The organism is Roseibacillus ishigakijimensis, assembly GCF_016595415.1.
Classification (GTDB): Bacteria; Verrucomicrobiota; Verrucomicrobiia; order Verrucomicrobiales; family Akkermansiaceae; genus Roseibacillus; species Roseibacillus ishigakijimensis.
Genome location: NZ_JAENIO010000019.1, coordinates 29,104 through 42,765 on the forward strand (window position 1 = coordinate 29,104; position 13,662 = coordinate 42,765).

Annotated in this window: 8 protein-coding genes; 7 read left to right on the forward strand and 1 reads right to left on the reverse strand. The window is 62.1% G+C overall.

Going from position 1 to position 13,662, the window contains the following annotated elements:
- The first annotated feature begins 112 nt into the window (after positions 1 to 112).
- The 3 genes from JIN78_RS08940 (at position 113) to der (ending at position 6,055) form a co-directional block, all read left to right on the forward strand.
- The gene (locus JIN78_RS08940) at positions 113 to 3,130 is read left to right on the forward strand and encodes a PSD1 and planctomycete cytochrome C domain-containing protein (protein ID WP_200391620.1); all 3,018 of its coding nucleotides are present in this window, start codon (positions 113 to 115) and stop codon (positions 3,128 to 3,130) included.
- Positions 3,131 to 3,150: 20 nt separating this feature from the next.
- On the forward strand, positions 3,151 to 4,584 hold the full coding sequence (locus JIN78_RS08945) for a DUF1501 domain-containing protein (protein WP_200391646.1): 1,434 nt from the start codon (positions 3,151 to 3,153) through the stop codon (positions 4,582 to 4,584).
- Positions 4,585 to 4,684: 100 nt separating this feature from the next.
- The gene (gene der / locus JIN78_RS08950; RefSeq protein WP_200391621.1) at positions 4,685 to 6,055 is read left to right on the forward strand and encodes a ribosome biogenesis GTPase Der; all 1,371 of its coding nucleotides are present in this window, start codon (positions 4,685 to 4,687) and stop codon (positions 6,053 to 6,055) included.
- Positions 6,056 to 6,067: 12 nt separating this feature from the next.
- On the opposite strand, the gene JIN78_RS08955 is transcribed toward der, so the two are convergent.
- The gene (locus tag JIN78_RS08955) at positions 6,068 to 7,105 is read right to left on the reverse strand and encodes a class I SAM-dependent methyltransferase (protein WP_200391622.1); all 1,038 of its coding nucleotides are present in this window, start codon (positions 7,103 to 7,105) and stop codon (positions 6,068 to 6,070) included.
- Between the two features lie 94 nt (positions 7,106 to 7,199).
- Between JIN78_RS08955 and JIN78_RS08960 the strand changes: the two genes are divergently transcribed.
- The 4 genes from JIN78_RS08960 to JIN78_RS08975 all read left to right on the forward strand — a co-directional run bounded on the left by JIN78_RS08960 (position 7,200) and on the right by JIN78_RS08975 (position 13,590).
- On the forward strand, positions 7,200 to 9,770 hold the full coding sequence (locus JIN78_RS08960; RefSeq protein ID WP_200391623.1) for a transglycosylase domain-containing protein: 2,571 nt from the start codon (positions 7,200 to 7,202) through the stop codon (positions 9,768 to 9,770).
- On the forward strand, positions 9,767 to 10,840 hold the full coding sequence (locus tag JIN78_RS08965) for a hypothetical protein (RefSeq protein WP_200391624.1): 1,074 nt from the start codon (positions 9,767 to 9,769) through the stop codon (positions 10,838 to 10,840). The genes JIN78_RS08960 and JIN78_RS08965 overlap by 4 nt, the downstream gene beginning before the upstream one ends.
- A 22-nt stretch (positions 10,841 to 10,862) precedes the next feature.
- Positions 10,863 to 12,206: a nucleotidyl transferase family protein gene (locus JIN78_RS08970; protein ID WP_200391625.1), complete on the forward strand. Its 1,344-nt coding sequence runs from the start codon at positions 10,863 to 10,865 to the stop codon at positions 12,204 to 12,206.
- Positions 12,207 to 12,282: 76 nt separating this feature from the next.
- On the forward strand, positions 12,283 to 13,590 hold the full coding sequence (locus JIN78_RS08975; RefSeq protein WP_200391626.1) for a cation:proton antiporter: 1,308 nt from the start codon (positions 12,283 to 12,285) through the stop codon (positions 13,588 to 13,590).
- Positions 13,591 to 13,662 lie beyond the last annotated feature (72 nt).

Below are 13,662 nucleotides of genomic sequence, written 5' to 3' on the forward strand. Positions count from 1 at the left end.
AGAGGGAATTTTGTCAGAATTCGAAGGCGAGCGACAGTATACCCTCCAGAGAGCGGAGTCTCCACCCACCCCGGCGGGTGGCGCCTCCCTCCTCTCTTCTGTTTCACCCGCCATGTCCCGACTTTTCCTCACTTCGTTCCTCGTTCTCCCCCTCTTTGGCTCCCTCCCGGCAGCAGAGCGGGCGCTGCAATTCAATCGCGACATCCGGCCCATTCTTTCGCAAAAGTGCATCGCCTGCCACGGCCCCGACGGCAAACACCGCGAGGCCGATCTGCGCCTGGACATCCCGGAAGGAGCCTTTGCCCCCCTGGTGGAAGGAGAGGGCTACGCCATCGTGCCCGGCAAGCCAGAGGAATCCCAGCTTCTTGCCCGCATCGATTCCCCCGATCCGGACGAGGTGATGCCACCGCCGCATTTTCACAAAGAAATCACGGCCGAAGAACGGGCCAAGCTGGAACAATGGATTTTGCAAGGCGCGGAGTATCAGCCCCACTGGTCCTACACTCCCTTGGTGCGTCCCGCAGTGCCGGAACTGGAAAAGCATCCCGAAATTGCCCGCAACGCCATTGACCACTTTGTCCTCAAGCGCTTGGAGGAAGAAAACCTCGCGCCCTCGCCCCTCGCCAGCGAGAAGGAACTGCGCCGCCGTCTCGCCCTCGACTTGACCGGCCTCCCTCCCTCTGAGGAAGCACCCGCCGATCTCGAGGCCTTTCTCGAGCAATTGCTCTCCTCTCCCGCATATGGCGAACGGATGGCTGTGCCTTGGCTGGATATCGCACGTTTTTCCGACACCGTGGGCTACCACGGGGACCAGAATCAGCGCATCTTCCCCTACCGGGACTACGTCATCGACAGCTTCGCCCACAACAAGCCCTACGACCAGTTCATCATCGAACAACTGGCCGGAGACCTCTTGCCCAATCCCACCGAGGAGCAACTGGTCGCCACCGGGTTCAATCGGCTCAATCTCATGTCGCGCGAAGGGGGCGCACAACCCAAGGAATATCTCAAAAAGTATGCCGCCGACCGGGTGCGGGCGGTGGGAACAGCCTTGCTGGGGCAGACCACCGGATGCGCGGAATGTCACGACCACAAATTCGACCCCATCACCGCCAAAGACTTCTACTCATTGGCCGCCTTTTTTGACGATGTCCAGCAATGGGGAGTCTACCAGAACTACAACAACTCCAGTCCTGCCCTCGCCGGCTTCATCAACCCCCACCCTTTTCCCCCCGAGCTAGTGACCCAGTCGTCCTCCCTGTTGGAAAAAATCGCCCATCTGCAGAGCTTGGCCATTGAACATCTCGCCCCGCGCCCCCTCCCGGCGGATGGTTCCCCGCGCCTGGAGGAGCTGCGCTCCTTCGCCGCCCGGCACCCCGAGGGCTGGGCCCCGCTGACCCCCATCCAGGTCAGCGCCCAGAAGGAAACCCCAACCCGAATCCTCGCCGAGGACCAGTCGGTGCTCATGACCGGGTCCGCCCGCAAGGACGAAGAATTCATCATCGACCTGCAGACTAGCGAAAAGCTCCTCTCCTCCCTTCGCCTGGAAGCCCTGCCCCACGCCGAGAACGCAGGCCGGGTGGGCCGGGCCGGAGACGGTCGCTTCCAGCTGTCTCCCACCGTCGAACTCCTTCTCCCCGACGGCACCACCCAAGCTCTGCCCATCCGCTTCGCCCAAGCCGACTTGGACCGGCCTGAGAAATACAGCAATGGCGACCGGGCGGCCCTCTCCTTTGGAGCCACCTGGCTCTCCGCCCCGGCGAAATTCGAACAACCTGCCGACCTCACCACCCGGCCCGCCACCGCCGTCCTGGCCTTGGAAAAGCCGCTGGCGCTGCCCGAGGGAGCCCGCCTCCGCCTGCGGGTGAAGTCACCCGATATCGGGCGCCTGCGCTTCGCCATCTCCCCCCGCCTCGATCCGGTGCCCGGCCAACCTGCCTTCGACGACAGCTTCCGTTCCGCCCTGGCGAGTGGCGAGCGAGCCAACGCCGCCTATCATCTCTGCTTCACCCCGCCTGCCGCCCTCGACGACCACTACCGCCAGCTCTTGGACGATATCCGCAATGCCCGCGGCGGCTGGGCCCGCACCCTGGTGACCCATCGCGTCGAGGAAGCCCGCTTCCCCACCCGCGTGCTCAATCGGGGCGATTGGCAAGATGACAGCGGGGAAATCGTCGCTCCCGCCACCCTCAGTTTCTTACCGGCGGACTCCGTCCCCAAGGATCGCCCGCTCACCCGCCTCGATTTGGCCCATTGGATCGTCGCCGACGAGAACCCCCTCACCGCCCGCCACTTTGTCAATCGACTGTGGAAACAGTTCTTCGGCACCGGACTTTCCGCCGTCCTCGACGACCTCGGAGGCCAGGGCGAGCCGCCCAGCCACCCCGAACTCCTCGACTGGCTGGCGGTGGAATTCCGCGAATCCGGCTGGAACGTGCAACACCTCGTCAGGCTCATCGTGGACTCACACACCTATCGGCAAAAGGCCGCCCATCGCGACGACTTGCTGGAGATCGATCCCTACAACCGCCTTCTCGCCCAGCAGGCGGGGCGTCGGCTCGATGCCGAATTCATCCGCGATCAGGCTCTCGCCGTGTCCGGTCTCCTCGACCGCAGTCTGGTGGGCGGGCCCTCCATCTTCCCCTATCAGCCCGATGGCTACTACGAAGCTCTGAACTTCCCCACCCGGGGCTACCCCACCAGCCGGCCTCGCTACGAGCAACATCGGCGCAGCGTTTACACCCATTGGCAACGCACCTTCCTCCATCCCACCATGGCCAACTTTGACGCTCCCGCCCGGGATGAGTGCGCGGCGGATCGCCCGATGGCCAATTCACCCCAGCAGGCCCTTACCCTGCTCAATGATCCCATCTATGTGGAGGCCGCCCGGGCCCTGCGCGACGGCATGCTCGCCACCCTGCCCGAGGCTGGCGATGAGGAACGCGTGGCCTACCTCTTCGACCGCGTGCTGCAACGCCAGCCCGACGAGGCCGAGCAAGCCAGCTTTGCCCGCATCCTGCAAACCGCCCGCCAACGGGCTGCAGAAAATGAAAACCCCGCCCCCGCAGGCGAGTGGTTCCAAGCCGCCCGCCTCATCCTGAATTTGCACGAAACGATCACCCGCTACTAAATCCTCACCGCCCCATAATGATGACTCTCGATCCCCAACACGCCCTTTCCATCAACCGCCGCAGCTTTTTGGAAAAGTCCTTTGCCGGCCTTGGCGGGCTGGCCTTCGCCTCCCTCGCCGCCCGCAGTGAGGGTGCGGTCGAAAAGGCCTGGCCAGGCACCTACGACAACCTTCTCCATCATGCTCCCAAGGCCAAGCGCATCATCCATCTCTGCATGGCCGGCGGGCCCTCCCATCTGGAGAGCTTCGACTACAAGCCGGAACTCAATCGCATCGACGGACAAGACTTCCCGGAATCCTTCACCGCCGGACAGCAATTGGCCCAATTGCAGGGCAAAAAGCTGACCGCGCGCGGCTCCTTTGCCAAATTCCACCAACACGGGCAATCGGGCCTCTGGATTTCAGAGCTCTTTCCCCACATGGCGGCCCTGGCCGACGATCTCTGCGTGATCAACTCGATGCAAACCGAGCAGATCAACCACGACCCCGCCCACGCCTTTTTCAATACCGGCTCCATCGTGAAGGGGCGTCCCTCCATGGGCTCCTGGTTCCTCTATGGCCTCGGAGCGGAAACCGATGAGCTCCCGGGCTACATCGTGCTGACCTCTGTGCCCAAGGGCGCACGCAGCCCCCAGCCCATCTCCTCGCGCCAGTGGTCCTCGGGCTTCATTCCCTCGAAATACCAGGGCATTCAATTCCAGTCCAAAGGAGATGCCGTCCACTACATCGGCAACCCCGAGGGCGTCTGCCAATCCACCCAGCGCCAGCTCATTGACGAAATCCAAGAACTCAACCGTCACCTCCGCAGTAGTCGCGTTGACCCCGAGATTGATACCCGCATTGCCCAATACGAGATGGCCTTCCGCATGCAGAGCTCCGTCCCCGAGCTCACCGATATGAGCGGAGAAAACCCCCGCACGCTGGCAATGTATGGGGTGGAGCAACCTGGCGACGGCAGCTTCGCCTCCAACTGTCTCCTCGCCCGCCGCCTGCTGGAGCGGGGCGTGCGCTTCGTGCAACTCTATCACCGCGGTTGGGATCACCACGGCGGTATCGAGCAAAACATGAAAGTCTCCGCCGAATCGGCCGACCAAGCCACCGCCGCGCTCATCCGCGACCTCAAGCAACGCGGCATGCTGGACGACACCCTCATCATCTGGGGAGGCGAATTCGGCCGCACGCCCATGGGTCAAGGCAGCGGACGTGACCACCACATCAACGCCTTCTCTCTCGTTCTCGCCGGAGGCGGAATCAAGGGCGGCATGAGCTACGGAAAATCGGACGAATTGGGCTACGGCGTAGTCGAGAACCCCGTCTCGGTGCACGACCTCCACGCCACCATGCTGCACCTCTGTGGCATCGAGGACTCGCGCTTCACCTATCAATTCCAGGGCTTGGACTTCAAGCTCTCGGGGGTCGAACCCGCCAAGGTGGTGCAGGATATTCTGGCTTGAGGAGGAACGCGCGCTAAAAGGTTCGACATTTGCGCCTGCTTCGCTAAAGGCTACCGGTCCTTTCCGCCCCGGCGGCCCGTTCTCCAACCTTTTTTCTGCTGTGCTCACCGTTGCCATTGTCGGCCGACCCAATGTCGGCAAATCCGCTCTCTTCAACCGCCTCGCCGGACGCCGCATTGCCATCGTCCACGATCAGCCGGGAGTGACGCGCGATCGCATCGCCGCCCCCGCCAGCCTCCCCCAGACCCCCTGCGAGCTCGTCGATACCGGCGGCATCGGGGAGGGTGTGGACGAATCGTTCTCCGACGCTGTCACCACCGAGGCCGAGCTGGCCATGGCTTCCGCCGATCTCATTCTCTTCGTGGTGGACGCCCGCGCCGGCCTGACCCCCATCGACGAGGCCATCGCCCGCACCCTGCGCAAGGCCGAACGCCCCATCGAACTGGTCATCAACAAGGCCGACCACAGCGAACAGGAAGAGGCCGCCAGCGAATTCGCCCGCCTCGGCTTCGGCAATGGCCTGCCCACTTCCGCCGAACACGGTCGCAACATCGAAGCGCTTGCCGAACTGGTGGACCATCATCTCGCTCCTTTGCAGGAAAAAATCACCGAAGCGGTGGAAACCGTTGAACGGGAAGGACTCAAAATCGCGGTGGTGGGGCGCCCCAACGCGGGCAAATCCTCCCTCATCAATGCCATTCTCAAAGACGAGCGCACCATTGTCTCCGACATCGCCGGCACCACCCGCGATGCGGTGGATATCCCCTATTCCCGGGACGGCGAACGCCACACTCTCATCGATACCGCCGGGCTGCGCCAGCGCTCCAAGATGGACACCTCGGTGGAAGTCTTCTCCGCCATGCGCAGCGAGCGCTCCATCCGCCGGGCCGACCTCTGTCTCCTCGTCGTCGACCTCGCCGCCGGGGTGACGGCCATGGATCGCAAGATCGCCAGTCTCATTCAGAAAGAGAACAAGCCCTGTCTGATCGTCGCCAACAAGTGGGACCTCTTTCACCCCAACATGCCCAAGCACGAACGCTTGGAGTTGGCTGACAAACACTTGCGCACCGAGCTCTTCTTCCTTCACTACGCTCCCTTCACCTGTGTCTCGGCCAAGAAAAACCAATCTCTGGGACTGGTTTTCAAGATGATCAACGAGATTCGCAAAAGCGCCCAGACCCCTCTCACCACCGGGCAGCTCAACCGCCTCCTCGGCGATGCCATGCTCAAAAACGCCCCGCCTCAGAACAAGGCCCTCAAGAAGCGCCTCAAGATTCTTTACGGGACTCCGGCCGTCAACGATCGCTACCGCGCCATCCCCGTTCCCGAAATCATCCTCTTCGTCAACGACAAGCGCCTGCTTTCGGACAACTACGCGCAGTATCTCGAGAACCAAATCCGCGAGCGCTATCCCCACCCCGGGGTGCCCCTCAACCTCACCGCCCGCTCCCGCCGCCGCTCGGATCGGTAGGGGCTTTCTCCCTCACTCCTCCACGGGCTGCCGAGCCCGAAAGACCGTGAATCGGGTGCCCAGATGTCCGGGATGGGTGAGAGTTTGAAACTGCCGGATGAACTCCGCATCCACCCGGCCTTCGCGACTCTTGAGCAGGGAGGTCGCCGTCCGGGTGAGAAAGTTCCCTTGCGTGCTGAGAGGAAGCACGGCGAGCCCTGCGGCCTCCGCCTCCTCACCCAGAGCGGTGAAGTCCACATGGGCCGTAATATCCCGCTCACCAGGACTTTCCAACGGGTCCTCTCCCGCCCGGTGGCGCCCATAGGTGCGCAGCGTGCCCGTGGTGCGCGAGGGGTGGTAGTAATCAGCTCGCTCATAGCCGTAATCGAACAAGAGAATCTCCCCTCCCCGGAGAATCCCGCTCATTTCCCGCAAAAGAGGCTCCAGCGAAGGACGCAGCTCGGTCTCGTATCCCTCCGGCAAGCCCTCGGGCAACAAGGCCAGCCTCTCCGCCAATTCGCCTCCGGGCTCGCAGAGAGTGAAGGCCAGCTGGCCCTCCTCGACGGTGACTCTTTTTTCCCACCAGCGGGACTGCTCCCGGCGCAACAGCCAGAAAGACAAGGCGTCGATCAACTCGTTGGCGATGACCATCCCGGGCTGGGGCGAGAGTTCTCCCGCCTCCGCCACGATCTCGCCTTGCGGAAACCGCTGCGCCAACAAGGCTCTTTTTTGCGACAAGGGCTCGACCACTGCCAGGCGGAGAGCTCTCGCGAAAGCCCCTCCAATCTCCTCGGCCCCCATCTGAATATCAGCCAGCAGATCTCCCTGCTCGCTCCCCCACTCCACCAAGCGGAAAGTCTCCGGCTCCCGCAACTCCCGCCAGACCTGGGAGACCTGCTCGGCAAGAATCCGTCCAAAGAGCGGACCTACCGAGACCGCGGTAAAGAAATCCCCGGCCCGGCCCGTGCGCACCCGCTCGGGGCGGGCGTAGTAACCGTCTTCGCCATCGTAAAGGACCTGATCAACATAGTTTCGAAACGAAAGAGGGCCGTTGGCTTCGATTTGAGCCATGACTTTCTCAGTCAAACGCACGGTTGCCCCCGTGCCTTCTCGCGGATATGATTCTGCGCCAGAGCGCTCGCTTGCGGGCTGCATTTTTCTCCTCATGAACAAGAAGCGAAACCAACGCAAGGCCAAGCGCCCTTTTTACAAAAAGCCCGGCCTTTACCTTTTCCTCCTCTTCTGCGTGGTGGCCGGAGTGGTGGCCCTCGTTCTCTTTTACAATATTTACCTGAAGGACTTTCGTGAGCGGGCGCTGACCCAATACGATTACAGCAAGGTCGATGACGTGCAAATCCCCAGCCAAATCTTCGACCGCAACGGCCAGCTCATCGGCCGCTCCTACGAGGAAGAAAACCGCTCGCTGGTCACCATTGAAGAAATTCCCTCCGCTTTGGTGAACGCCCTCCTCGCCCAGGAAGACCAACGCTTCTGGGTTCACAAAGGCGTGGACTGGAAGGGCGTGTTGCGCGCGGTGTATCTCAATGCCAAGGCCGGAGAAACCACCCAGGGAGCCAGCACCATCACCATGCAGCTGGCGCGCAACGCCTTCGACCTCCAGGAGGAAGCCAAGGAACGGGGCGAATCCGGCATCGAGCGAAAAATCGTGGAAGCCTTTGTCGCCCTGGAGATTGAGCGACGCTACGTCGGCGAGGTGGAGGGGGACGAACGCCTCACCAATAAGCGAAAGTTGCTGGAAATGTATCTCAACCGGGTGCCCTTTGGCAAAGGCTACTACGGGGTGCGGGCTGCGGCGCTGGGCTATTTTGGCAAGGAACCGGAAGATCTCACCCTCTCGGAATGCGCCTCCCTAGTTGCCTGCATCAAAAACCCCAGCCTGATCAATCCCATCAGCAACCCCGAGATCAACAAGGTGGCACGCAATCACGTCTTCACCCGCATGTTCGCGGAAGGCACCATCCCGACCAAAGAGGAATACGACCGCCTGGTAGAATCCCCGGTGGTGACCAATCCCCGCCCTTTGCGCCGGGGCACCTCCCATCTTTACAACAAAGTGGTCGAACTGACCCGCAGCATCGTCGGGGACGACGCCATGTCGCGGGGCGGATTCTCCATCTATACCACCATTGACAAGGCCACCCAGGACGCGGCCCATCGCGGCTTGCGCGAGCAGTTGCTGGAGATTGAAAATCGCGAAGGCTACCGCCACCCCCTCTTGGCTGGGTTTGACAAAGACAAGGACCCCCAGCCCGAGTATCTGCGCGGGGCTGTGCTAATGATCGATAGCAGCACCGGAGCTGTGATCGCACACGTGGGAGGGCGGCAATTTGCCCACTCGCAGTATGACTTTATCGAATCCGGCCGCCGGCCAACCGGAACGGCCTTCCTCCCCGTGGTCTACGCCGCAGCCTTCGAAAACCGCTTTTCCCCGGCCACCCTGCTCTCGGACCTACCCATGGATGCTCGCGAGGTCGCCCTGGGGGGGACGGAAGGTATCTTGGGCGAATGGGGCCCGGAGATGATGGACCCGGTCTATGAGGGTGACATCACCACCCGCAAGGCCCTGCGGGATTCGAAAATCGCAGCCACCGTGCGCCTGGGCGTGGAGGTCGGCATCGATACCGTAGCCCGGCAAGCCCGCACCTTCGGCCTCACCCTCGAATCAGGCGAGATGCTGCCGCGCCTCCTTCTCGGCTGGGAGCAAAACTCGCTCTGGCGGCTCACCCGAGCCTACGCCTCCTTCGGGCGCAACGGACAGGCCCCCGAAGAACCCTACTACATCGAGAGCATTCGCGATATCGAAGGCAACGAAGTCTACCGCGCCCCCCGCACCAAGACTAAAACGGTGACCTTCTCCTCCCCCGAGACCGCCTATCAGATTCATTCCATTCTCTCGGACAGCATCCAGCACGGCAATTTGCGGGAAAATGCCGCTCAACTCACAGAACCCGAGTTCGTCACCGTGAAGACGGGCACCAATCACAACTTCTCCGACGCTTGGACCTTTGGTTACAATGGCAAGGTCACCTGCGGAGTGTGGGTCGGCTTCCTCTCCGGTCGCGAGCCCATTTACGACTACGCCTTTGCCAAAGACACCGCCTTCCCCATCTGGGCCCAGACGATGAATGCCGCAGCGGGCAATTTTCCGGGTCAGAAACTGGCCCCCCCTGCTGGCTTGGCCGCCGTCTCTCTCTGCGAGCGCTCGGGCCGTCGCCTCACCCGCTACTGCTACGACAGCGTGTTCGACCCCGAGCACGGTCTCAGCCTGGCCTCGACCTCCTATCAAGAATATCTCCGCCCCGAACAAGCAGAAGTCGGGGTCTGCGTGGTGCACGGCAAAGGGGGAGTCACTCCCTCCGAAGAGTTCGCCCCCGACACCGAGGACCTCCGCCAGCGACAACTCAATGTCCCCCCCCTGACCGTGCGCAGCAAGGCCCTCACGGGGCAAGATCCCTACGGAGCCCTCATCCCGGAAGTGAGTGAGGAACCCGTGCCCGAGCCGAAACCGGAACCCGACCTGGCCGAGAACGAAACCCCCACTGAAGGAACTGAGAACGAATCCGTCAAGGAACCCGTAGCGCCGCTTCCGGAAGATCCCGCAGCGAGGGTTCGACACCAGCAGGAATTCACCGTAAAAGAATCCCGCCAGGGCGAGCGGGAGGCCACCATCCGGCTCCGTCCTCCCCAACGCATCGAGATTTCCGACGACCTATGAGCGATTCGCAGCGAACTCCTCTCTCCGCCCGGGGAGCCTGGGCTCCCTTTCTCTGCCCTTTGTGCCGGGGGCTTTTCCGGGCCCGCACCGAACAATGCGGACCCATGACCTGTCCGCATTGCCAGGAAAGGGTCGAGGTCCCTTTCACCCCCGAGGCCCCGGCCGAAGAAATCCAACCGCTGCAAAGAGAACCGCTCCCGACCCCACCCCCAGCCGAGGAGACCTGGGCCACGCCATCCCCAGCGGCCGAAAAAGCCAGCAGCCGTGGCCTCATTCTGGCCGGGCTCTTCGTCTTTTCCCTCCTCGTCGTGGTCGGCTTTGTCCTCCTCTCACAACGGGAACCCCGGGCCGCCGAGACGGGCGAAAAAAAGTTTCGCGCCGACCGCTTCGAGACCCTGGCTGCAGATGATTCCCCCATCCCCGGAGATGCCCTCCTGCAACTGACCAGCAAGGATATCGAAGAAGCAAAGGAAGCCGCTCTCGCCTTCCTGAAAGTGGAGGAAATTGCCCACCTGCGCCCTCTCATCCGCGATCCGGAACGAGTGATGCCACTCATCGAAAGCTATTATCAGGACCAAGCCTACCAGGCTTACCCCACCGCAAAAATCGAAGACACCGGCCAAGCGCAAGCAGCCAAACACTTCGCCAGCTTCTCCATCATCCTTCCAGATTACCACACCCGCCCCATCGCGGTAGAAGCCACGGAAAACGGCTACCTGGTCGATTGGGAGAGCTGGGTCGGACATGGCGAACGCCCTTGGAAGGAATTCATGGCCGAGAAAGTCACCGCCCCCACCCGGATGCGCGTGACCATCCAACGCTCCACCTACTACAACTACGACTTCCAAGATGAGCGCCGTTGGCGGTGCTACGAACTGATGCGCACCGTGGACGAACCGGTCCTTTTCGCCTACCTGCCCGCTGAATCCGAGCTGCGCCGGGAGCTGCCTGGCGCGGAAGATCCGGCCCAAACCTACGTGGTCACCATTCGCTATCCCGACACCCCCTCCTCCGACAATCAAGTCCTCCTGAGCGACGTCATCCAACAAGGCTGGGTTCTCGGCCTCTAAACTGCTCACCCCTCCACCCCACATGACCTCTCTCGAAAAAGCCCTCCAAATCAATCTCGATCCCTCCATCTACGGCGTCTTTGCAGAAATCGGGGCCGGCCAGGAGGTCGCCAACTGGTTTTTCCGCGCTTCGGCCTCGGCCGGCACCGTGGCCAAGTCCATCTCGGCCTACGACATGACCATGAGCGATGCCATCTACGGCAAAGGCAAGCGCTACGTCTCGCGCGAACGGGTGCGGGCCATGTTGGATCACGAATTCGCCATCCTCAGCGAGCGGCTCTCCGGCGCGCGCGGCGAAGATTCCACCTTTTTCTCCTACTGCAACACGGTGCGGGCCCGGGGCTATCGCGACACGGCGGAATGCCACGGCTGGATGGGTCTCCGCATGCAGGTGCGTCCCAATGGCCCGGCCGGCGACATCCTGCTCCACGTGCGCTTGCTCGATGAGGAAAATGTCGACCAAATGGAAGCCCTCGGCGTGGTGGGGCTCAACCTCATCCACAGCGCCTTCCACTACCGCGACCACTTGGAGTCCTTCGTCGCCCACCTCGTCGACAACATCGCCCCCGGTCGCGTCGAAATCGACATGCTGAAATTCACTGGCGAACCCTTTGACTACATCGACAACCGCATCTGCGCGCTCCAACTGGTCAACGGCGGCCTCACCCCCACCGCCATGTTCCGCCCCGACGGCGAGGTCGTGCAACCCGCCGAGCTTCTCTACAAACGCCCTGTCCTCCTCTTGCGCGGCTCCTTCAACCCCGTCACCAAGCTCCATCTGGACATGCTGTCCCAAGCCCGCGCTCTGACCGGAGCCGACGAAACCATGGTGGAAATCTGCGAAATGTCGATGAACAATCTCCTCCGGGGTGAAGAGCTCGACTATCTGGACTTCCTCGATCGGGCCGATGCCTTGCAGGCCTTGGGGAAAACGGTGGTCATCTCCCGCTGCGCGGAATTTTACCGCATCGTGGCGGTGCTGCGGCGCTACACCAGCGAGGCCGTCGGGGTCGCGCTCTCCATCGGACTGCTCAACGAGCTATTCAAAGACAAGTGGTCGCAACACCTTGATGGCGGCATCCTGGAATCCTTCGGGCGCCTCCTCAAGCACCGCGTGCAACTCCTCGTCTACCCCTGGCGCAACCGACGCACGGGCGATCTGGTCACTGCCGAGAACTTCCGCACCAGCGAGAAGTTCCAAATGTTCTACGACTTCCTGCACCAGAACGATTACATCAAGTCCCTGCCCTGCGGTGATGAGGCCCTGCTGGAACGCACCCCCCGGGACCTCCAGCGCATGAAGGAGGAGGGCGACCTCACTTGGAAAAACCATGTGCCCCAGGAAGCACTGGAAACCCCGGCCTGACTCCCTTTCCCCGGAACACCCCGGCAGACGCTTTTGAGGCTTGGGGAAAGTCGCTCTCCCGCTAGTGTGAAGGGAGATGAACTTCCTCGACGCTTCCGCGATCCTGCTCTCCCTGGCGGCCCTCTTCGCCTATGCCAACCATCGTTTTCTCAAACTGCCGACCACCATCGGCATCATGCTGATCGGCCTCTTTTTCAGCCTTGGCTTCATCCTCCTCGGTGATGTCATCCCCGTCATCTCCCAAGCCGCCGACCACTTTGTCGAAAGCATCGACTTCGACACCACTCTCATGCAGGGGATGCTCAGCTACCTCCTCTTCGCCGGGGCCCTGCACGTCAACTTGAACGACCTCAAGAACCAGAAACGCCTGGTCGCCACTCTGGCCAGTCTGGGAGTGGCCCTTTCCACCTTTCTCGTCGGTAGCCTCTTCTACTTTCTCTTTCCCCTCTTCGGCCACCAGGTCCCCTATCTCTGGTGCCTGGTCTTCGGATCAATAGTCGCCCCCACCGATCCAGTGGCCGTGCTGGGAATCTTGAAAAAAGCGAAGGTGCCCAAATCGCTGGAAACCAAAATCACGGGAGAAAGCCTCTTCAACGACGGGGTGGGAGTGGTGCTCTACCTCGCCCTCCTCGGCCTCGCAGTCTCCTCCGGAGGCGAGACCCCGCACGCCGCCGATCACGCTAGCCACGGGGGGACGGGCGCACTCGACATTGCCAAACTCTTCGCCATCGAAGCGGGAGGAGGACTCCTCTGGGGCGGCCTGCTCGGGCTCGCGGGCTACTTTCTCCTCCGCTCCATCGACAACTACCAAGTGGAAGTGCTCATCACCCTCGCCCTCGTCACCGGTGGTTACCGGGCAGCCTCGGCGATGCACCTCTCCGGCCCCCTCGCCATGGTGGTGGCCGGCCTCCTCATCGGCAATCACGGCCGCCTCCTGGCCATGAGCGACACCACCCGTCTGCACCTCGACAAATTCTGGGAACTGCTCGACGAAATCCTCAATGCCGTTCTCTTCCTCCTCATCGGCCTCGAACTCTTCGTCCTCAAGCTCACCGCCCCCGCCGTGAGCGCCGGCCTGCTCGCCATCGCCATCGGCTTGGGAGCCCGCTTTCTCGCGGTCTGGCTGCCAGTCACCATTCTCCGCCGCAAACGCGAGTTTTCCCCAGGCGTAATCCGGGTTTTGACCTGGGGCGGCATTCGCGGAGGCATCTCGGTCGCCCTCGCACTGGGACTCCCCAAGGACGCCGCCCACCGCGAACTCTTCCTAGTTATGACCTATCTCGTCGTCATCTTCTCCATTGCCGTGCAGGGACTTACCCTCGGAAAAGTAGTGAAAAAACTCGTCCCCGGAGTGGGTTCCCCAGAGCCGCCCAAGGAGGCCTGAGAAAAAATTCCACTTTTATTAAAGATTCTCTTGCCAAAGGGGCGGGCTTCCTCTTAGAGTCGCCGCCCGCGC